The following is a 20,644-nucleotide window of genomic DNA, read 5'->3' as shown; positions in this document are numbered from 1 at the left end:
CACTCACGACTCGCGCGCGGCCTCACATCATGAGCCGAAAGGCCGGGGCTTGCCCTTCTTGCCGGCACCGGCGCCCCACTTGAGGACTTCCCACTTGATGCCCTTCAGGTGCCCTTCGCCACCACCGGCGTTGTACTTGCTCTTCGGCTTCTCACCGTCCAGCAGGTACCGGAAGGTGTAGGTGTCGAGGTCGAGCATGACGCCCTTGTGGGACGGCCTGCCCGGCCCGCGGTCGCCGACGAAGCCGCTGATGCTGCGGCCGTTGTAGCTGACCTTGACCTTGGTGTGCATGGGCCAGCTCGGGCTGGCGAACAGGCCCTTCTGCATCGGCTTCCCGCCGGCGGGGGCGCCGGTGTCGCCGTTCACGCCCGAGCCGTCGTCCCAGAAGTAGGACGCGGTCGTCGTGCCGCTGAGCAGGACGCGGGGGCCCTTCTTGCGCTTGCTGTCGGAAGCGGACTCGCCCTTCGCCTTGTACTTCTCGGCGCTCGTGTCCGAGTGCTTCCGGGCGGCCTTGTGCTGGCCGGTGGCCGCGGCCTCCTGCGACAGTTTCTGCTGCTCGCTGGGAGCGGAGTCATCGCTTGCGGCGGCTACGCCTGCCACGAGCATGCCCGCGAGGGCGGTGCCGGTGACGCCGGTCAGGATGACATTGATCGCTCGCTGCTGCATGTAATTCCTTCGTTCGAGGTACAGGGCTGCCGCTTCGCACCGGGCGGCGTTCGCCGGGATCCGGGCATGGGGAAGCGGCTCCGAGACTCAGGACTCGGGAGATGCCGTCGCGAGGAAGACCCACTTGGAACGGTCCAGGGACATGCCTGACCGCGCCCGCGATCAAGGGCGCACGACCGTCCTTGGACGTGCGCGTATCACGGACTTCGATGAAGCGGGAGAAACGCCGACCGGGGGCTCACGGGCCCCACACGGTGCACGGCCGGTGCATGGTTCGGCCGCGGTTCGGCGTGGTGGATCCCGCCTGGCGGGCGGGAAGCGACGGCTATGCGATTGGCCAGGTCAACGAATCATTGACCCTGACCTGGGGTTGACTATATACGGCATTACCGTGCTTTCGCCAAACGGGCGATTTCTTTACCTTTGAGAAGGTAGATCTTTTTCTCGGGGAGCAGGCCGGAACGCCTTTCCCATAAGGCCTCCCGCGCACTCGGCAAGGACCGTGCACCAGGAAAAGGATCTTTAACGTCCCATGGCCAAGCACCGCGGGGTCGCGTCAAGGCAGGAGAACCGGCGGCGGGCTTGACGGGACGGCGGATGGGAGCCGTCCGCGCTGGCATCGGTGATGCGGGCGAAGGGACAGCGGAGGGGCCTGTCCACGCTGGCGGCAGGCGATGTGCGCGGTGGCCGGTGACCGGGGCCGCTACCGTCCGGACACCGAAAACCCCCGCGACCGGGACGGTGCGGGGGCGACGGCGCACAACGTGAGACAGCGCACAAGAGGAGCGAAGCGCGGTTGGGGAGCCGCCGTTTGGGCGTAGCGCCGTTGGGCGTGGCTCGGTGTGTCAGCGCCTCGGGTAGACCGGCGATGGCACGAGCGGTGTCGGGCCCGTCCCGCCGACGTACACCGAGGTTCCCGGCTGCTGGGGGACGAACGGTGATTCCGCGTAAGCGGGTTCTCCGAACGGGGACACGGCGGCCACCACGGGCCCCTGCGCCGCCGGGACGCCCTGCGCCACGGGCGGCGGGACGGAGGGCGGCACATGTGTGCCGTCGACCCAGGGTGGTTCCCCGGACGGCGCGGCACCCCGCTCCAGGCGGCGTTCGGCCAGCAGGGCCATCAGCGCGCGTGCGGAGTCGGCGTCCAGGCGGAGCAGGACGCTGGGCGTCCCCGCCTGGTCGACGAACGGGGAGACCGAGGGTGCGGTGGGCAGCTGCGGCAGCGCGGCCCGCATCTCCTCGCGGAGATCCTGGGCCAGTCGCAGCGCCTGTCGGTCACTGTCGCTCAAGTGTGCGTTCATCGCGATCTCCGGGGAGTTCACGTGCGGGAGGTCCGCGCTCATCCTGCTAGGGATGGCGTGCAGGTGCAAGAGCTGATGCACGTGCATTTTGGAAAAGTTCCTCCCGTAACCCGAGCGTCCCTCGATCGTTCCCGATCACTCCATCCTCCGCTTACCCGGCGTCCAGAACGGTTTGACCAGCACGGACGTGCGTGGCGGGACGGCGCCGCTCACCCACGTCCGGGCCGCCGTGACGTCCGCCACATGCAGCCGGATCTGCTGGCCGGGCGTCCAAGCCAGGCCGGGGACGCCACCGACGCCGACGCCCATCCACCGCTTCCGCCCGGGGGCGGGCCGCACCCCTCGATGCGGCCGCGCACGAACATCAGGTCGAGGGTCCGCCCGCGCACGCCACGGGCACCCCGAGTTCCGCTGCCATCGTCACTCTGCGTGGGCGCCAGTGCCGGGTATCTGCGTCGGCGGGCATCCTGGACGGGTGACAGTCACCCTGAGCGTTCGAGCCCTCAACCGCGCCACGCTCGCGCGGCAGCTCCTGCTGGCGCGGGAGCCGATCACGGTCACCGAGGCTGTGCGGCGGTTGTGCGGGATGCAGGCGCAGGAACCCAAGCCGCCGTTTCTGGGGCTGTGGACGCGCCTGGACGGCCTCCAGGCGTCCGACCTGCACGCCGCCCTGCACGACCGGTCGCTCGTCCGCGCCACGATGATGCGCGCCACGCTGCACCTGATGACGGGCGACGACTACACGGCGTTCCGCACGGCGATGCAGCCGATGCTGGACGGCGCTCTCCGCGTCCTGGGTGACCGCGCCCAAGGGCTGGATCTGCAGGAGGTCGTCCCGGCGGCGCGCTCGCTCCTCGAAACGGAGCCCCGCACGTTCAACGAGGTGCGTGCGCTGCTCCAAGAGCAGTTCCCGGACGTCAACGATCGGGCCCTGGGCTATGCCGTCCGGCTCTGTGTGCCGTTGGTCATGGTCCCCACCGAGGACCGGTGGGGCTTCCCCCGTACGTCACGGTTCACGCTGGCTGATGGCTGGCTGGGCACCGCCCCTGCTGCGGAGCAAGCGATAGACGAACTGATGCTCCGCTATCTGGCCGCCTACGGGCCCGCATCGGCCGCTGATGCGCAAACGTGGTCCGGGCTGTCCGCGAGCGGCGAGGCGTTGGACCGGCTACGTCCGGGCCTCCGCGTATTCGCCGACGACAAAGGCCGGGAACTGTTCGATCTTCCCGATGCCCCACGTCCCGGCGAGGACGTTCCGGCCCCGGCGCGATTCCTGCCAGAGTTCGACAGCCTCGTCCTAGCGCACGCCGACCGCAGACGAATCATCGCCGATGCGCACCGGCCGTCCCTCACCACGAAGAACCTCCGAGTCCGGGCGGTCTTCCTCTGGGACGGCTTCGCACGCGGTATCTGGGAGACGGAGTACAAGCGCAAGGTCGCCACGCTGCGGTTGCGTCCCTTCGAGCCCCTCCCCCAAACGGCCGTCGACGAACTGACCACTGAGGGAGAGTCGCTCCTAAGGTTCATCGAACCGGACGCGAAGGAGATGGTCGTCTCCGTAGCCGAGGAAGACTGATGCACACGTCTGGCGATCGTCCACGCCCGCCATTTGGAGTCGCGTACGGTTGTGCGCGGCGGACCCTATCGATCTGGCGCGCTCAGGGGAAGCGTCCATCCGCCGCCACATGCGGACATGACACTGTGAGCGTGGACAACTCCGAATAGTGATCAATCCGATACCTGCACTGATTGAAAGATCCACAATTTGGGTTCAAGCTGTCTCCGACGTCTGGAATGCCCCGCCCGTTCCTTCCGACCGCCGACAGGACACGACCAATGTTCGAGATCTGGGAGACGAGCGAGCCGGCCCGGCTCATCAGCGACGCGGGGAGCCTGAAGGTGGCGCTGGAGAAGGTCGACACGATGTGCCGCCTCCGGCACGACCAGGCCGTGGCGCACATCGGCGAAGCGCGTGAGGGCTACCACTTCGAGATCAGGAACCGCGAAGGCAAGGCCCTGGCGCGGCTGAGCTACGTCCCGGACACGTCCCGCGCCTACCAGAGCGTCGTGGTCGAGGAGATGCGCGGAGACGACGACGAGGAGTAGGGCCGTAGGCCGCCCCTTCCAGCCCCTGGCCGCAACCGCCGGGGGCTTTCGCGTGCGTTCTCGCATGTGCTCTCGGATGCGGCTCTCGCATCGACGGACTCCGCCGTGTTCCGCGAGTCTGTCGCCGCCGGGTGGCAGGATGCATGGTGCCCATGTGACCCCGGATGACGGGAGTGGCCGTGCGGAAGGCGTGGCGTCGTTCGCGCCCCGGAGAGGCGCCGACCAGGGACTCACCCGATGCACCGCCCGGAACCTCGGATGGCACCGCCACCGGAATCTCGCTCGCGGAAGCGGCGAGCGACGTGACGGCGAAGGCCCTACGCGCGCTCGCACGAGGTGACGCCACCGCCGTCAACCGCCTCATAGCCGAACTCACCGCGCCCCCCAGCAGAGTCAGCGGGGATGCGTGGAGGCTCGCCACCGGCCGGTGTCTCGCAGCACAGATGCGGCTGGGGGTCACCAGGGCCTGGGAACGGGGCTGGCAACCGGCCGATGTGGTCAGGTTCACGTCCCGTCGCCATACGGCCAGGCACGCACGGCTGGCGACGGACGCGATCGCAGCCGAGATGCGGGCCTATTCCGGCGCCACCGTGGACGACCGCTGGCGCGAGCAGCTCGCCCTCCTTGGTGCGGAGGCGTGGTGGGAGGACGACGACGAGCATCCGGGCGCGTGGTGCGAGCGCGAAGGCGTCGACCATGCGGCCTACGTCGCCGCTGCTCTGGAACTCGTCCATCTCCTGGAGTACCTGCCAAGGCTGCCGAGGATGGGCCCTCCCCCGGGCACGTCCAGCGCCGCCGATGCGCCGGGACGCCCCACGCCCTCCGCGTCGGCGGCGTCCCGCGAGGTCGGCCAGCGAACGCTGGGCAGGGTCAGGGCGCTCCTGGCCAAGGCCGAGTCCACGGAATTCCCCGAAGAGGCCGAGGCGCTCAGCGCGCGCGCCCAAGAGCTGATGGCGCGGCACAGCATCGACCATGCGCTGCTGGCCGCGGAGACGGGCGACACGGGCGGTCCGGCCGGACGGCGCATCCCGGTGGACAATCCCTACGACGCGCCCAAGGCGGTCCTGCTGACGGTGGTGGCTGAGGCCAACCGCTGCCGGGCGGTGTGGCATCGGGAACTGGGATTCGCCACTGTCCTCGGGTTCCCGGCCGATCTGGCGGCGGTGGAGATGCTGTTCACGTCGCTGCTCGTCCAGGCGACGGCCGCCATGGTCCATGCGGGTCCCAGGCGCGACGCGCGGGGACGGTCACGGACGCGTTCGTTCCGCCACGCCTTCCTGAACGCCTACGCCGCCCGCATCGGGGAGCGGCTGCGTGAGGCGGCGAACCGGGCGGCCGCGGGCGCCGGCGGGAAGGATCTGCTTCCCGTGCTGGCCGCGCGCGACCGAGCCGTCGACCACGCGGTCGACACGATGTTCCCGAACCTCGCCAAGGGACGGGCGGGTTCGGTGTCCAACTACGAGGGCTGGGTGGCCGGGCGGGCGGCCGCGGACCTCGCCACCTTGAACGGGCGCCTCGAGGTCACCGGGGCGTTCCACCGTTCTTAGGGCACGGCGTCCCCCCGGGGGGCGAGGGGGACATCCGATCATGTGTTCTTTCTTCCTTCTCCTGGGAGCGGTCAGGCCCTCTTGCGCCTGGTGTTGCCGCCACGGCCACGCAGCGGCACGCCCGCCTCCTTCAGGACGTTGTAGATGAACCCGTACGACCGGCCGGTCTCGGCCGCCAGGTCACGGATGCTCTCACCGGCGGCGTACCGCGGCGCCAGCTCGGCAGCGAGCCGGGTGCGTTCGGCACCGGTGACGCGGGTGCCCCTAGACATCGTTCTGGCCACGGGGACCTCCTCTTCGCAAGGCTGTGCGGCTGGGGGGCAGTCCCCGCAGCTCACAGCAGTGTTGATCTCCCCAACGTACACATTCCCCTGATTAGAGCGTCGATGCCGCGCGAATCACCACGAATTCGGCCGAAGCTGGTCTTTTTCGTGGTGAACGGCGTGTCGCCCCCCTGACGTACGGCCTCTGGGACCGCAGCAGCCCGGCCGTCCCACAGGAGCGTCCACCCGTACCGGCCCGCCGATACGGCGGAGATGGCCTGAATCCCAAGCAGACCAGGAGACCTGGGCGGTTCTGGCACGATTCACTACTAGCCAACGATGCGCACGCTGCTGGAGGACGCCATGCCCGAGGACGCAACGACGGAGTTCTGGAAGGACCTGAAGCCGCTCGAGAACGCGCAGAAGCCGGACGCGCTGCCCGAGCTCTACCTGTCGAAGGTCGCCACCGACGACGACCGCTACTACGTGCCGTTCACCGATACCGTCGGCTCGCGTCCGCTGTGGATCAACGTCAAGGACAACTCCTGGTCGGACATCCTGCGTGCCACCAGCGCCGGTCTGGTGAACCGGCACTACCACCCGCATGAGGTGTTCGCCTACACCATCTCCGGCAAATGGGGGTACCTCGAACGTCCCTGGACGGCCACCGCCGGGGACTTCATCTACGAGGCGCCCGGTGAGGGCCACACGCTCGTCGCCTACGAGAGCGGCGAGCCGATGAAGACGATGTTCATCGTGAAGGGCCCGCTCATCTGGCTGGACGAGAACGGTGAGGCGGACGGTTACTTCGACGTCCACGACTACATCGCGATGTGCCGCGAGCACTTCGAGAAGGTCGGCCTAGGCGCGGACTTCATCGACCCACTCTTTCGCTGACGGACGGTGAACGGCCTCGGCCTCCCCGAAAGGCTCCGGTGGAGGCCGAGCCCATCCGCTCCGAAGCCGCCTCTAGACCAGGTACTTCCCGTCCAAAGCTCCCCCGGGGGCGCGTGCGCTCGCTCGGCCTCACACCTTCTTCCCAAGCGACGGTGGGCACGGCACGGCACGCGAGCCTGCGCCCCACTTACACCGCGTCGCAACACCCGGAAGCCTGCCGCACCCTCCCCCGAATAGCCCTGGCCGCACGCCGACCTCCAACGTCGCGCACCATCAGAACGTCGCCGTCCAAGGTGCTCCCGATCGCGAGTTATCCCCAGAACGGGGTTCTACTGCTTCTGGCCGGGGCGGCGGCGCATGCTGGGCACGTCCTGTCGCGGCAAGGAAGGAGCGGCCCTGATGGCCACGATCACGTTCCCGGTTCCGTCCACCACGACCTCCCGGTTCGCCGTCGCCGCCGAGTGCGTCCCGCCGGGCCTCGCGGATCTGCTCCGCCGAAGCAAGCCCGCCCCCTTCCAGGCCCACATCGCCGGACGGCTCGGCTCGTCCCAGCTGCAGGTCACCCGGGAAGATCTCAGGTGCCTGCGCTGGGACCCCGGACGCGTCAAGGCGGCCCGGCCCGAAGACCGGCAGGCCGCGCGCGCCTTCAACGACGCCACCGAGTTCGCCGTCGTCACAGCCTTCGCACCCGTCACCGACCAGCCCCGCGGCGTGCAGGTCGCCCGTTCGGCCGCGTACGCCATCGCCGAGGCCGTCGGCGGGATCGCGGCCGACCTCGTCACCGGGCACATCCTGTCCCCGTCCACCACGGAGAGAACGCGCTTCGTGCTCGCCGACCACTGGCTCGGCGACGTCCTGCCGCCGTATCGCGCCAACGGCCACTGCACCGCCGCGGAGCCCGAACTTGACCCCGAGGGCGTGAACGGCTGCGCCTGCGTCCGCCTGCGCACCCGTGGCCTCCGCCGCTTCGGCCTTCCCGAGATCGAGATCAACGACGTCGCCTGCCCGCACGACCTGGCCGCGCTCAACGTCTTGCGCACCACCGCCCGGCGGCTCCTCACCGACCACTGGGCCTGGCTGGCCACCGGCCCGGCCGCCCGAACCCGGACGATCCCCGCCGACCTTGACCTCGCCCAGAGCGACTTCAATGACTTCTGGGGCACCACACGCCGCGTCCACATCACTCCCCCGGCCCCCTTCAGGGTGGGCCTCTCGATGCAGACCCCACGCCTCCTCACCGTTGCCCCACCCGCAGACTTCGACGGCACGGTCAACGACTGGCTGTGGAGCGACACACTGCCCCTGGGCATGTACGACGTCCTGGAGTCCCCCGCAGACCCACTCCCAACCGCCGCCTAATCACCCAAGCCGACGCGCAACGATGCACGCCAACACGGATTGCCGCGTTCGGCACCAACCCGGGCGAAAACGCCACGTAGGCCACTGTGAGGAATCACGCCGGAAGGACGGCCAAGCCACTGATCAAACCAACGGCGGGACCAGACCGACACCCCGCGCCCGGCAGACATCCCGGAGCCACAGCAGCCCTCAGACGGCGACGACTCTCAGGATGAGCCGCTGTATCGAGTGGCTATCGCGACGGCGCGGTTGCGCAGGGAAGTGCGCAGCCACTGCGGGGCCAGGGCTTCCGCGTTCGTGGCGAGCTGCCACAGCGCCCATTCGGCGTGTCGTGAATCTTGGAAGGTCACGTCCAGCCGCAGCCAGCCGTCCGCATCGGTCTCCTCGGCACGGACGGCCAGCGCGGTGCCCACCAGGTCCTCCCGCCGCGCCGGGTTCACCCGCACCAGCACGACGACCTGGTCGCCGCCGGTCCGGAAACGCGTGCTGCGTTCCTGCCAGGCCCGGCCCAGATCGACCTGTTCTGGACGCTGTGCGGGTTCGTGGAGTTCCTCGGCGGCCAACACCCGGGACAGCCGGTAGGTGCGGTCCACGCCAGATCTCGTCGCCAGCAGGTAGCCCTGTTCGCGCACGGTGACCAGGCCGATCGGGTCCACCGTGCGCCATTTCGGGGCCTGGTCAACGGCCGCGTAGTGGATGCGCAGCTTGTGTCCGGCGAACACCGCGCGCCGGATCTCGGCTACCACGATGTCGGGCACCTCCTCAGCGACCACGCGGCGCGAGAGGAGGTCGGTCTCCGGGTCGATGAGGAGGCGCTGCGCCGCGCCGGCGGCGGTGTCCCGATAGCCTTCGGGCAGCGCGTCGACCACCTTGAGCATGGCCGAAGCGAGCGCCGAGCCGAGACCGAACGCCTGCGCGCCGCGCCGTGATCCGGCGACCAGCAGGGCCAGCGCCTCGTCGTGGTTGAGCCCGGTGAGCTCGGTCTGGAAACTGGGCAGCAACGCGAAACCGCCGTGCCGACCGCGTTCGGCGTAGACCGGGACGCCGGCTGCGGACAGCGCCTCGATGTCGCGCAGCACCGTGCGGGTGGACACCTCCAGCTCGCGGGCCAGCGTGGCCGCGGACATCCGACCGCGCTGGCGCAGCAGCAGCACCAGCGAGACCAACCGGTCGGCGCGCATATCGAAAACTCTATCGGAATACACGACACAGGATGTCGTGATTCGTTGGGAGGCTCGCAGCACGACGTCAAAGGACGGCGGCTACCGAGCCGCCGGACGTACGTACTGCCGATGAATCGATTGGAGCTGATGGGACCTATGGAGCGAACGACGGTCAACCCATGGACATGGTCGGAGGAGATGGGGTACAGCCAGGGTGAGATCGTCTCCGGGCACACCCGGACCCTCTACTGCGCCGGGCAGACCGCGATGAGCGGCGACGGTAAGCCCCAGCATGCCGGTGACATGGCGGCGCAGCTGGCGCTTAGCCTCGACAACCTGGAGGCCGTACTCGGCGAGGCCGGCATGTCCCTCACGAACCTCGTCCGGCTCAATGTCTACACCACCGACGTCGATCGGCTCTTCGAGCACTACGGCGTGCTGGCGTCGCGCCTCGGCGCCGCCGGAGTGGCGCCGACCAGCACGATGCTCGGGGTGACCCGGCTGGCGATTCCCGACCTGATGGTCGAGCTTGAGGGGACGGCCGTCGCCTAACGCAATCTCGCCGCCTTCGGCAGTCCTGCCGGAGGCGGCACGAGTAGTAGACAGAGGTGGGTGATTTCCGATGCTCAGAATGGTGACAGTCGGCGTCTACGGCTTCGACGGCGAGTCCTTCCTGCAACGACTGCGATACGCGGACGTCCGCCTGCTACTCGACGTACGCCAGCGCCGCGGTGTCCGCGGACCCGAGTACGCCTGGGCGAACTCTCGCCAGCTCCAGGCGGCCCTCGCCCAGGCCCGGATCGCCTACGAGCACCACCCCGAACTCGCCCCGACCACCGAGCTACGCCAGCTCCAGTACGCCGAGGACGACCACCAAGGGGTCGGCAAGCGCTCACGCCGCGAACTCGCCGCCGAGTACACCCGCCGCTACACCACGGAGATCCTCGACCGCGCCGACCTCACGCCGATCGTGTCATCGCTGCCAAGCAGCGGGACCGCAGCACTGCTCTGTGTCGAGCGCACCCCTGAGGCATGCCACCGCTCGTTGATCGCCCAGCGGCTGACCGAGCAGCACCACGTCACAATCGAGCACCTGAACCCGTCGTAACGCGTGGACCCCCAAGCCACGACCCGACGCGGACCCAGCCCGCGCAGCCCACCCGAGCCTCGCCCAACCAGCGCAGCACAACCCGGCCTCACCCAACCAGCGCAACCCCAGCCTCGCCCAACCAGCGCAGCGCAAGCCGGCCTCGCCCGACCAGCGCAACCCCCAACCCAGCCTCGTCTTACCGGCGCGGCGCATCCTTTGGCGAAGGGCGTGCTCGATAACGCCGAGTGAGACTTACGACACCGTGCCGCCACCCGGCCGTGTACCGCAGGGTGTCCGAGGCAGGTCGGTGCCTGCGGATTGCGCACGCGTACCTCCTCGGGACGTTTCTCCAGGTCGCGTCTGCGTAAATCCTCTGCAATCAGGTCAACTGCTCGGATCGCTTTCCTATGTCCAGCTAGGCGGTCCATGCGACGAGCGCGGGGGCAAATATCGGGCGATTCGGATATGGCACTCATATCGACCGGGCGACGACAGAGGCGACTTCGAATGATCTTCCATTCGACTGCGCGCATTACTCAACGCTCCGTAGCCGGAGTGACTACGATCGGCATTCTCACGGTGACCGACGCGATCCCCCGGGGCGAAGATGAACCGTTTCCTCACGCAGCCCATACCTGCCGTAATGATCAGCGACTTGATTCGCTGCACCGGCGGGGTCTTGGGTTATACGGCCTTGGCCGGCGCCATCTCCATTGGCGTGGCCACTCCAGTCGGCGCGGTCACCACCGCTTCGCCCGAGCCGCGCGGGTCGGTACCGCCGATCTGCCGTCACGCCGTGATCGTCGGCGACAGGCACAGCGCCAACAAGTGCAGGGAGGCATGGCTGGCGATGTACGAGAGGTCTCGCAGGCGGTCGGGCCGCGGCCGGGAGTTCGCCCGCAGGGGCGACCGATTCGACTGGAAGTTCAAGGTCAGACGATGGCCACCATCGTCTGGGCAGCCGAAAGAGCCCGCGCCCCGGCCCACTGTGCCGGACGCTCCGAGCGCCTCTCCCCCCGCACCGAAACAGCCGAAGAGCACAGCCCCGCGCGTCTCCTCCCCGACTCCGACCCGCACCCGCGGTCAGGCGCAGGACCTTGACTCGCGCCCGTCCTCGCTGCAGCCGGTCCTGCTCCTCGGTCTCCTCCTGCCAGCCGCGGCGGCGATCTGCTATCCGTTCCGGCACCGTATCTACGCCGCCGCCGGGCTGCCTGCGTTCTCCACCGCCACGACCGCAGCAGCGGCGCCGCCGGCCCGGCTCACCTATCACCCCGTAGTCGACCCGTTCGCCGCTCCTGTCGCAGGGCTGACCGGCCCGGGCGCCGTCTCCGCCGCGCGGACGCTGGCCCTGGCGGCCCTAGACGAGCACAGCGAAAGCTCCCTCGTCGTCGTCCCCCGACCCGACGCCACCGTCCTCTTCGGTCTCGGTGAGGACGAGCTTCTCGACGACGACACCGCGGGCCTCTTCATACCCGGCAACCTCGACGCCGCCTTGGCCTATCTGGAGACCGAACTCGCAATCCGCGAGAACACGGGCGCCGAACAAGGACGACGCCTCCTTCTGGTGGCCGACTGCGCGGAGGAGGGTCAGAGGATCGAAGCCCTCCTTGGACGGCACCCAGGCGGTGTCTCCGCGATCCTCCTCGGCGCATGGAAAAGAGATCGGGCCACAATCAATGACGAGGGGCTGGTCGACGCCCCGTCGACCCTGGGCTCTGCATTCCCCGAGCGCCTGCCCGCGATTTCCCGCACCGAGGCCCGCGACCGCCTCCTCGCAACTCTGGCCCGCCAACGACAGGACCAGAGATCCACCTCCAAACGCCGTTCCACCCATCGTCGCCCCTAAGCACCCACGTCCAACCAACTCACCCAATACCCCACAGAACGCCCAATCGCCCAACAGAAATCTCCAACTCGACTTATATAACGTTCAAGCGGACTTAGGTCTCGCCGCCTTTCATCATGTCGAACTCAACCTAGATTCGGCCGATCCTAGAAGGCGCCCAGCCACCCCAAGGGTCGGCCAGCAAACCCACGTAGCACCCAGCCGACTCTGGGGACGTCCAACTGACCAGGAGACTCCGGTCGCAACCGGCTCCACCGCCGGTCGGCGGGCCTGTCGGAGGCCAAGGCCGTGGTCGCGGTGCTGTCGAGCAACTACCTGCGGTCCAGATACGGGCGGCTGGAGTGGATGGCGGCGCTGCGGGCCGACCCGGACGACCCAGCCCGCAAGCTGGTCACGGTCCGCATCGAGGACTGCCCGATCGACGGGCTGCTGTCCACGATCACCTACGTGGACCTGGTCGGGATCGGCGACCCCGACGAGGCGCGCCGGCTGCTGATGCGCCGCATCCAGGAGGCCCTCGCCGGCCACGCGCGCCCCCAGGACGGCCCCGGCTTCCCCGGACCGGGCCCGGCCCTCCCGCACTCCCGGCCACCGCTTCCATACCGGCCGGACGGGGCGCACTCACGCTGCGGCCCGGCGGGTGTGTCCGGGTGAGCGCATATGAGTCACATGGCCGTGGGTGCTCGTCTAGGGCGACGTTCGTTCTTGTCGGTCGATCTCCGACCTGACGGACGTGAGACCCCGGATCGCGCGGCTCAGTGAGCTGATGTCCGGCGGCTGGTCGGCGTCTCGGTCCAGGTAGGCGGTGCAGCGGAGCATCCAGCCGCGGACGACGTCCTCCATTCTCGTCTCGGACCGCCGCGTCCGTTTCAGGGCCGTTTCGCGTTTCTCCTCGGCGACCCGGCGCGCCAGGATCTCGTCCGCTGCGAGGCCGTGGACGTCGGCGAGCGAGTAGCGTCCGAGCCGGTCTGTCGCCAGGTGGCGCTCGGCGGCGATGCGCTCGAACGTCTTCCGCGGCCAGGCGAGGATCATCGCGGCTCCACCGGCGTCGACGGTGTCGGTCAGCGGGCCCTTCCGGGCGGAGACCACCGATCGCACGACGGTGGGGTCGAGCCGGTCCAGGTCGCGCAGGAGGTAGACCGGGTGTCCGCGGAAGCTGCTGATGACGCCGAGGTCTCCCTGGGCGGCCAGCACCTCGATGTCCCGCCGCTCGACGTCGAGCCCCAATCGCGCGGCCAGCCTGGCGGCCGCACGGGCGGATCCGATCGGCGGATCGTCACCGAACCTGGCGATGACCTGCTCACCGCATCCCCGGCACTCCTCGGCGAGGTCCGCGGACCATCGTTCACCGTCGAGATCGGGTTCCGGAACGATTCCCTGCTCCAGGCCGACGCGCATCTGCCACCGAGTGAGCCCCAGATGGACGGCGAACTGGTGAGCCCCGAATTGGTCACGAGTGATCTGTGTGGGCATTGTCGTGCCTTTCTTGCGAGGGCGGGACGTTGACCCGACACAGCCTCGCCGACGCCGTCCGCCAATAGCACTAGAACGCGATTCTGTGGATGAACCGGTGGGCGATTTGTATGTGTTGTCTGCGAATTTCGTAGGTTGGGGGTGGAACGCGGCGTGCCAGGCTGTGAGGATGAACGCGATACACCGGCTCGGGATCGGGTTGGCGGCGCTCGGCCGTCCGGCGTACATCAACGTTGGCCGGGCGGACGCGTTGCCGCCGGACCGCAGCGTGGCGCATATGCGCGAAGCGACCTGGGACGTTCTCGACGCGGCCTACGCCGCCGGCATCCGGTGGGTGGACACGGCGCGGTCGTACGGCAGAGCCGAGGAGTTCCTCGGTGGGTGGCTGACCGCGCAGGGCCCTCCTGACGTGACGGTATCCAGCAAGTGGGGATACACATACGTCGGTGAATGGAAGACTGACGCGCCTGTGCACGAGGTGAAGGAGCACAGTCTCGACCGTTACCAGGCTCAGTATGAAGAGACTCGCGCTCTTCTCGACGGTTATCTGTCCGTCTACCAAGTGCATTCACTGACCGAAGAGAGCCCCTTGTTCCAGGACGTGCGGCTGCAGGCGGCTCTTGCGGAAGCGGCCGCGGACGGTATCCGCGTCGGGTTCTCAACCTCTGGGCCAGGGCAGGCCGACACGATCCGTCGCGCGGTAGCGCTGGAAGTGTCTGGGCAGCGTCTCTTCAGCACCGTCCAATCGACGTGGAACGTCCTAGAGACCTCTGCAGGGGAGGCTCTACGGGAAGCGCACGATGCGGGCCTGCATGTGCTGCTCAAGGAAGTTCTTGCCAACGGAAGGCTCGCGACGCGGCCGCCCGCGGCGATGCGGACCGTGGCGGTCAAGAACCTCGTCCAGCCGGACGCTCTGGCGCTTGCCTCAGCCCTCAGCCGACCGTGGGCGGACACGGTCCTCATCGGCGCGGTCAGTCCCGAACAGTTGGTCGCCAACCTGGCCGCGGCAGAAGTGTCGCTGGATGAGGGCGACCTCGACGTGCTGGCCGGCATGAGCGTCGCACCGGGAATCTACTGGGCCGAACGGAGCGCCCTCCCCTGGACATGAGGGGCTATTCGGCCGGACGAGCGGCAACGGCATGGCACGATTGAGCGCGCCCCAGCACGATCGGATACCCATGCAGCCAGAGCTTCCGGAAAAGATCGGCCCGTACCGCGTGGTCGCGCGGCTCGGCTCGGGGGGGATGGGCGAGGTGTTCCTCGGGGCCTCACCGAGCAGACGGCTGGTCGCGGTGAAGGTCATCCGGCCGGAACTCCTGGACGACCCCAGGTGGAGGACGAGATTCCGCCGTGAAGTGACGTCTGCGCAGTCGGTCAGCGGCTTCTACACGGCGCCCGTCGTCGACGCCGATCCGGACGCGGACCAGCCGTGGCTGGCGACGCAGTACATCCGCGGTGTGAGCTTGTCCACCGTCGTCCGGGAGAAGGGGCCGCTCCGCGAACAGGCCGCCTGCCGACTGGGCGCGGGGCTGGCCGAGGCTCTGATCGCGATTCATCGGGCGGGGATCGTCCACAGGGATCTGAAGCCGTCGAACGTCCTGCTCGCCTCGGACGGGCCGAGGGTCATCGACTTCGGCATCGCGCGGCCCCTTGACGCACTGCCCCTGTCGAAGACGGAGATTCTGGGGACGCCTGCGTACATGTCACCGGAGCAGGCCCTTGGCGATCCCGTCGCGCCACAGAGCGATGTCTTCTCCCTGGGCTCGACCCTCGTGTACGCGACTACCGGCACGGCGCCGTTCGGGACGGGCCACAAGGTGCGCGCCCGGATCGTCCATGGCGAACCGGACCTCGCCCGGTTGCCCGACCCTATGCGCGGCCTCGTGACACGCTGCCTGGTGAAGGATCCTGGAGAGCGCCCTTCACCGGAGCAGATCCTCATCGCCCTGTCCACGCTGTTGGACGCTCACTACGGCGAGGAGTGGCCGCCCGTGGACGTGGAGCAGTTGATCGGCGTGCAGGAGCGGATCCTCGTCGAAATCACCGCCGAGCTTCCGACGCTACGCGAACCGCACCTGTAGTCAGCTCAGGTCAGGCCCTCCGCTAGCGCCTCCCAGAAGGCGGTCTCGTACGTATGCAGGAGCCGGGCGGCGCGGACGGCCTCCTCGGGATCGTCTCCAGAGGCGAGGCCGGACGCGATGACGTCCAGGGCCTGTTCCACGAAGCCGGGCGGCGACTCGGCGAAGAACGTGAAGAACCCGACGTCCGCCTCGCTGAAGCCGTACTGGGTGCGGAGGGCCTCCGCTGTGCGGGAGCAGTAGGCGCCCCACTCCTCGAGGTTGGCCAGCATGGCGAGGGCGACCTCGCTCGCGGTTCCGAAAGCCGCCCTCTGCGCAAGGTAGGCCGGATAGACCTGCGCGAACGGCTTCGGCTCGTATGCGCTGAGATTCTCGTCACTTTCGCCGAGCGCGGCTGCGAAGTCGCTGAGGAGCGTCAGCGCCTGCCCCTCGCCTTGCGCGAGTCCGAGGAACAGTTCACCGGACGGCGCCTCGGGGAACCGCGCCGCCAGTAACGCGAAACTGCGCCGGTCGCTGCTGACGATCCGATACTCCTCTCCGGCCAGCCAGACCAGGCGTTCCCTGGGCATCTCGCCTGATTCCAGCAGATCGACGAAGCGGTTCCGGCTCGTCGCGTCCGCGATCTCCCGGCGGGCGCGGGCAGCGAGCTCGGTGGCGTTGTGACGGGTCATGGATCCACCGGAGCACCCGCACGCGCCCGGCGTCAACGAGGCGGCCGCTGAAAAGCGCCGGTGATCACGTGGATACGATGATGAACGGAACGTCTACGCAGGTGTGGGACGCAGTTGGGAGTGAGCGCGCATGTCGGATTTCGAGCTGGGCCACGCGGGCGGCCGGATGCCTTTGGAGGTGACCGAGTCGACCGAGGGCCCCTCGGGACTGGTCGTGGGCAGCCTCCTCAAGGAGACCGGTCACGTCACGCTCGACCCCGGCTTCACCAACACCGCGTCCACCACATCGGCGATCACCTACATCGACGGTGATGCGGGCATCCTGCGCTACCGGGGCTACCCGATCGAGGAACTGGCGGAGAAGTCGTCCTTCCTTGAGGTCGCCTACCTGCTCATCTACGGCGAGCTGCCGACGCCCGACCAGTTGAGCGAGTTCGCCGACCAGGTCCGCAACCACACTCTGCTGGACGAGAAGTTCCGCGCGTTCTTTTCCGTGTTCCCGCGCAGGGCGCATCCCATGGCGGTGCTGTCGTCCGCGGTCAGCGCACTGTCGACGTTCTACCAGGACAGCTTGGATCCGTTCGACCCCGAGCAGGTCGACCAGTCCAGTATCCGGCTCATCGCCAAGCTCCCCACCATCGCGGCCTACGCGTACAAGACGTCCAACGGCCAGCCGCTCCTGTACCCGGACAACTCCCTCGGGTACATAGAGAACTTCCTGCGCATGACGTTCGGGCTCCCGACGCAGCCCTACGAGATCGACCCGGAGATCGTGCGCGTCCTGGACATGCTGTTCATCCTGCACGCCGACCACGAGCAGAACTGTTCGACGTCCACCGTGCGGCTGGTCGGGTCCAGCCAGGCGAACCTCTTCTCGTCGGTGTCCGCGGGCGTGGACGCCCTGTTCGGCCCTCTGCACGGCGGCGCCAATCAGGCCGTCCTGGAGATGCTGGAGCGCATTCACGAGAGCGGCGACGACATCGACTCGTTCGTGGAGCGCGTCAAGCGCAAGGAGCCCGGCGTCAAGCTGATGGGTTTCGGGCACCGCGTCTACCGCAACTACGACCCGCGCGCGGCGGTCGTGAAGAAGGCGACGGGCAAGGTCCTGGACGCCCTCGGCAAATCCGACCCGCTGCTGGACCTCGCCATGCGCCTGGAGGAAGTCGCGCTGAGCGACGACTACTTCGTCGAGCGCAAGCTCTACCCGAACGTGGACTTCTACACCGGCGTCATCTACAAGGCGATGGGTTTCCCGACCAACGCGTTCACCGTGCTGTTCGCGCTCGGACGGCTGCCGGGCTGGATCGCCCAGTGGCGCGAGATGATGAACGACCCGTCCACCAAGATCGGCCGTCCGCGCCAGGTGTACGTGGGGCCGGGAGAGCGCCACTACGTGGAGCCGTCCGCCCGCTGACGGGTCCGCCGGGTGACCGGTCCCCGTTGCCGGGGTCCGTTCATGCCGCCTTCTCGACTGGAACTGTCCAGCGTCGCCTCGTGCAGAGCGGGCGGGCTCACGTGCCCGCCCGCTCTCAGCGCGTTCTGCGGCGTGCGGGTTAGCCTGAAGACGGTGACTCCCACGGAAGGCGGCTCCCACGAATGCCCTCCCTTGTCGAGCAGAAGCTGTCGAGCCTGGATTTCTGGGCGAAACCCCAAGCCGAGCGGGACGAATACTTCGCCGAGCTCCGGGCCGAGGACAGGCCGGTGTTCTGTCCCCTCAGTGACGGACCCGGGTTCTACGCGCTGACCCGGTACGAGCAGGTGGCAGAGGCGAGCCGCAAACCGGAGGTGTTCAGCTCCGCGCCCACCGCCGTCAGCCTCGTCGATCCCCCGCCACAGGTCACCGAATACATCGGCTCCATGATCAGCATGGACGATCCGGGGCACGCCAGGCTCCGGCGGATCGTCTCCCGTTCCTTCACGCCGAGGCTGGTCGAACGGGTCACCGGAGACGTCGCGGCGCTTGCGCGTCGCATCGTGGACGACCTGGCCGAGCGAGGGCCGTGCGACTTCGTCGAGCACGTCGCCATGCCGATGCCCCTGCAGATCATCTGCTCGATGATGGGCATCCCTGTCTCGGCGTACGACGACGTCATCGACGCCACGAACGTGATCCTGGCCGTCGGCGACCCGGACCACGTCGGCGCGGACGGCCGGGACCGTCCGGCGGTCCTCGCGGAGAAGTTCTCCTACCTGCACGGGCTCATGGCCGACCTCGGCCGCCTGCGCCGCGAGAAGCCGGCCGACGACCTGGTCACCGCGCTGACGAGCGCGAACGTTGACGGCGAGGCCCTCAACGACCGTGACCTCGGACGCTTCTTCGCGCTGCTCGTCATCGCGGGCAACGAGACGACCCGCAACGCGCTGTCGCACGCCGTCGTCCTGCTCACCGAGCACTCCGCCCAGAAGGACGTCCTCGTCGCGGACTTGGACGGACGCCTGCCGAGCGCCGTCGAGGAGATCGTCCGCTATGCCTCACCGGTGACGTGGATGCGCCGTACCCTGTCCCGCGACCACGAGATGCAAGGCCACGTCTATCGTGCCGGTGACCGCGTGATCCTCTACTACAACTCGGCCAACCGGGACGAGAACGTGTTCAGGGATCCCCACCTGTTCGACATCACGCGCTCCCCCAACCCGCACGTGGGCTTCGGGTCCCCCGGGCCGCATTTCTGCCTCGGCGCTCACCTCGCCCGCCGCGAGGTCACGGTGCTGCTCCGCGAGCTGTATGCGCGTCTCCCGAACCTTCACGCGACGGACGCGCCGGTCAGGCAACGCAGCAGCTTCATCAACGGAATCAAGGTGCTCCCCTGCGCATTCTGATCGCTTTATTCTGATATTCCCGACAGTTCTCCAGGCGTTATCCACAGAAGCCGATTTCTCTTCTTCCGCTCGTGAATCTCCTCGAAGCTGGACTCCACCAGCCGGTTCAAGGCCCGAGGAGAGCGCCATGCCCGTCACGATCACAGTTCCCGAGGAGACGACCGCCGGCTTCGTCGTCGCCACCGACCGGAACCCCGGCGACCTCGCGGCGGCCATCCGGCAACGGCTCCCCGGCCCGTTCGCCGCGGCGGTGTCGATCCGCCTCGGCAGTCCCCGGCTCATGGTGGCCTGCCACCGCGCCGCGGACTCGCCATGGGATCTCAGCAACGTGACGGGCGCCGACGAGGAGGACGCCGACCGGGTCCGGCAGGCCACACGCCACGTCGGCGTCTCGTCCGTCCTGCCGGTCGGTGACCTGCCGTCAGGGCCGCACCTCGCACGCGCCGCCGCAATGGCCGTTGCCGAGTCGCTCTGCGGCGTCCCCGTGGACGTCGCCGCCAACGAGGTCCTCCCCGTCGCGCCGTTCGGACGCTTCGACGAGTTCGTCCTCGCCGACGACTGGCTCGGCGCCTCGCTGCCGCCCTACCGGAACTCCGGCGGCTGCACGGCCGAGGAGGACGACATCGACGGCTGCGCCTGCGTCGACCTCGCCACCCGCGGCCTGCACCGGTTCGGGCTGCCCGAACTGGAGATCACCGGCGTCGCCTGCCCGCATGACCTGGCCGCGCTCAACGTCCTCCGCACGACCGCGCAGCGGCTGCTGCCCCTGGGCAGGCACCCCGGCGAGCACATCCTGCCCGCCGAGCTGATGCTCACGAGCATCGACTTCGCGACGTACTGGGGAAACCGCGACCCGATATGGGACGACGGGCCGATCTCGGTACACCTGGTAGAGGCGGGCCCAAGCCGCCTTGCAATCCGGCCGCCGGCGGACTTTCCCGGCACGCTCAACGAATGGCTCTGGGACGAACTCCCGCCGGTTCTGCACGAACTCCTCAGCTGCGAACCCGACCATCCCGTCCCAACCTGACACCTGCCGGACGCGGGGTCGTTGGGTGCACCACGGCGCGGAGTTGAAGCGGCCCCCAGTCGCCGCTCGGCGCGGTACCGGCCGCCCGCGGCAACGGCTGGACTGCTTCATTCCGGGCCGTAAGCGCAAACAGCGCAGTTCAGCCTACATAGCGCTGATTTATGACCAAATGTGATGGTCCGCACGCGTTCATGAGATGTCAATCTCGTCTTTGCAGGACGCGACGTCCGGCCATGCGCGCCGCACAGCTCCCCACTTCGTGTGCGCGCTGCCACTCCCCCGGCCCGTCGCCGCGTCGGCCGCCGCCCCGCCCCCGCGGGGCGGCCTCACCCCC

21 protein-coding genes are annotated in these 20,644 nt (G+C 68.6%); 14 read left to right on the top strand and 7 right to left on the bottom strand.

Annotation, left to right across the window (positions count from 1 at the left end; genetic code table 11):
- Positions 1 to 27: 27 nt before the first annotated feature.
- The 3 genes from ETD83_RS16210 to ETD83_RS42525 all read right to left on the bottom strand — a co-directional run bounded on the left by ETD83_RS16210 (position 28) and on the right by ETD83_RS42525 (position 2,276).
- A complete protein-coding gene (locus tag ETD83_RS16210; RefSeq protein WP_138645961.1) occupies positions 28 to 666 on the bottom strand; it encodes an RlpA-like double-psi beta-barrel domain-containing protein in 639 nt (212 codons plus the stop codon).
- 845 nt (positions 667 to 1,511) lie between these two features.
- Positions 1,512 to 2,009 (bottom strand): hypothetical protein, encoded by a 498-nt coding sequence (locus tag ETD83_RS16205; protein WP_171064235.1) that lies wholly within the window; start codon positions 2,007 to 2,009, stop codon positions 1,512 to 1,514.
- Positions 2,010 to 2,102: 93 nt separating this feature from the next.
- Complete coding sequence (locus tag ETD83_RS42525; RefSeq protein WP_171064234.1) at positions 2,103 to 2,276, bottom strand: hypothetical protein; 174 nt, start codon at positions 2,274 to 2,276, stop codon at positions 2,103 to 2,105.
- Between the two features lie 166 nt (positions 2,277 to 2,442).
- Here ETD83_RS42525 and ETD83_RS16200 point away from each other — a divergent pair, with 166 nt between their 5' ends.
- The 3 genes from ETD83_RS16200 (at position 2,443) to ETD83_RS16190 (ending at position 5,620) form a co-directional block, all read left to right on the top strand.
- Complete coding sequence (locus ETD83_RS16200) at positions 2,443 to 3,543, top strand: winged helix DNA-binding domain-containing protein (protein WP_138645959.1); 1,101 nt, start codon at positions 2,443 to 2,445, stop codon at positions 3,541 to 3,543.
- A gap of 260 nt (positions 3,544 to 3,803) precedes the next feature.
- Positions 3,804 to 4,073, top strand: coding sequence for a hypothetical protein (locus ETD83_RS16195; protein ID WP_138645958.1), 270 nt, complete (start codon positions 3,804 to 3,806; stop codon positions 4,071 to 4,073).
- 566 nt (positions 4,074 to 4,639) lie between these two features.
- Entirely contained in the window at positions 4,640 to 5,620 is a 981-nt protein-coding gene (locus ETD83_RS16190; RefSeq protein ID WP_138645957.1) for a DUF2786 domain-containing protein, read from the top strand.
- Positions 5,621 to 5,691: 71 nt separating this feature from the next.
- Here the strand turns inward: ETD83_RS16190 and ETD83_RS16185 are convergent, their stop codons facing one another.
- Positions 5,692 to 5,892, bottom strand: a complete 201-nt coding sequence (locus tag ETD83_RS16185; RefSeq protein WP_230420948.1) for a helix-turn-helix domain-containing protein — start codon at positions 5,890 to 5,892, stop codon at positions 5,692 to 5,694.
- A 330-nt stretch (positions 5,893 to 6,222) separates the two neighbouring features.
- On the opposite strand from ETD83_RS16185, the gene ETD83_RS16180 reads away from it, so the two are divergent.
- Positions 6,223 to 6,780, top strand: coding sequence for a 2,4'-dihydroxyacetophenone dioxygenase family protein (locus ETD83_RS16180; protein WP_205717703.1), 558 nt, complete (start codon positions 6,223 to 6,225; stop codon positions 6,778 to 6,780).
- 399 nt (positions 6,781 to 7,179) lie between these two features.
- Positions 7,180 to 8,139, top strand: coding sequence for a hypothetical protein (locus ETD83_RS16175; RefSeq protein WP_138645956.1), 960 nt, complete (start codon positions 7,180 to 7,182; stop codon positions 8,137 to 8,139).
- A gap of 206 nt (positions 8,140 to 8,345) precedes the next feature.
- On the opposite strand, the gene ETD83_RS16170 is transcribed toward ETD83_RS16175, so the two are convergent.
- Complete coding sequence (locus ETD83_RS16170; protein WP_138645972.1) at positions 8,346 to 9,320, bottom strand: helix-turn-helix transcriptional regulator; 975 nt, start codon at positions 9,318 to 9,320, stop codon at positions 8,346 to 8,348.
- Between the two features lie 138 nt (positions 9,321 to 9,458).
- Here ETD83_RS16170 and ETD83_RS16165 point away from each other — a divergent pair, with 138 nt between their 5' ends.
- The 4 genes from ETD83_RS16165 (at position 9,459) to ETD83_RS16150 (ending at position 12,892) form a co-directional block, all read left to right on the top strand.
- Positions 9,459 to 9,854, top strand: coding sequence for a RidA family protein (locus ETD83_RS16165; protein WP_138645955.1), 396 nt, complete (start codon positions 9,459 to 9,461; stop codon positions 9,852 to 9,854).
- A 79-nt stretch (positions 9,855 to 9,933) separates the two neighbouring features.
- On the top strand, positions 9,934 to 10,410 hold the full coding sequence (locus ETD83_RS16160) for a DUF488 domain-containing protein (protein WP_205717702.1): 477 nt from the start codon (positions 9,934 to 9,936) through the stop codon (positions 10,408 to 10,410).
- Positions 10,411 to 11,035: 625 nt separating this feature from the next.
- Positions 11,036 to 12,238, top strand: a complete 1,203-nt coding sequence (locus ETD83_RS16155) for a hypothetical protein (RefSeq protein WP_138645953.1) — start codon at positions 11,036 to 11,038, stop codon at positions 12,236 to 12,238.
- A 288-nt stretch (positions 12,239 to 12,526) separates the two neighbouring features.
- A complete protein-coding gene (locus ETD83_RS16150; protein WP_230420947.1) occupies positions 12,527 to 12,892 on the top strand; it encodes a toll/interleukin-1 receptor domain-containing protein in 366 nt (121 codons plus the stop codon).
- A gap of 33 nt (positions 12,893 to 12,925) precedes the next feature.
- Here ETD83_RS16150 and ETD83_RS16145 read toward each other — a convergent pair whose 3' ends face one another.
- Positions 12,926 to 13,711 carry a hypothetical protein gene (locus ETD83_RS16145; RefSeq protein WP_138645952.1) on the bottom strand — a complete coding sequence of 262 codons (786 nt, stop codon included), beginning with the start codon at positions 13,709 to 13,711 and terminating at the stop codon, positions 12,926 to 12,928.
- A 169-nt stretch (positions 13,712 to 13,880) separates the two neighbouring features.
- Here ETD83_RS16145 and ETD83_RS16140 point away from each other — a divergent pair, with 169 nt between their 5' ends.
- Positions 13,881 to 14,819, top strand: coding sequence for an aldo/keto reductase (locus ETD83_RS16140; RefSeq protein WP_138645951.1), 939 nt, complete (start codon positions 13,881 to 13,883; stop codon positions 14,817 to 14,819).
- 70 nt (positions 14,820 to 14,889) lie between these two features.
- Positions 14,890 to 15,792 carry a serine/threonine-protein kinase gene (locus tag ETD83_RS16135; RefSeq protein WP_171064233.1) on the top strand — a complete coding sequence of 301 codons (903 nt, stop codon included), beginning with the start codon at positions 14,890 to 14,892 and terminating at the stop codon, positions 15,790 to 15,792.
- 5 nt (positions 15,793 to 15,797) lie between these two features.
- Here ETD83_RS16135 and ETD83_RS16130 read toward each other — a convergent pair whose 3' ends face one another.
- Positions 15,798 to 16,460, bottom strand: a complete 663-nt coding sequence (locus ETD83_RS16130) for a thiaminase II/PqqC family protein (RefSeq protein WP_138645949.1) — start codon at positions 16,458 to 16,460, stop codon at positions 15,798 to 15,800.
- 130 nt (positions 16,461 to 16,590) lie between these two features.
- On the opposite strand from ETD83_RS16130, the gene ETD83_RS16125 reads away from it, so the two are divergent.
- The 3 genes from ETD83_RS16125 to ETD83_RS16115 all read left to right on the top strand — a co-directional run bounded on the left by ETD83_RS16125 (position 16,591) and on the right by ETD83_RS16115 (position 20,310).
- Entirely contained in the window at positions 16,591 to 17,874 is a 1,284-nt protein-coding gene (locus ETD83_RS16125; RefSeq protein ID WP_138645948.1) for a citrate synthase, read from the top strand.
- A gap of 182 nt (positions 17,875 to 18,056) precedes the next feature.
- Positions 18,057 to 19,280, top strand: coding sequence for a cytochrome P450 (locus ETD83_RS16120; RefSeq protein WP_138645947.1), 1,224 nt, complete (start codon positions 18,057 to 18,059; stop codon positions 19,278 to 19,280).
- A gap of 127 nt (positions 19,281 to 19,407) precedes the next feature.
- Positions 19,408 to 20,310, top strand: a complete 903-nt coding sequence (locus ETD83_RS16115) for a hypothetical protein (protein ID WP_138645946.1) — start codon at positions 19,408 to 19,410, stop codon at positions 20,308 to 20,310.
- Positions 20,311 to 20,644 lie beyond the last annotated feature (334 nt).

The organism is Actinomadura soli, assembly GCF_005889715.1.
Classification (GTDB): domain Bacteria; phylum Actinomycetota; class Actinomycetes; order Streptosporangiales; family Streptosporangiaceae; genus Spirillospora; species Spirillospora soli.
Note: the sequence above shows the minus strand (reverse complement) of the source record. Positions and strands in the feature narration are given on the sequence as shown.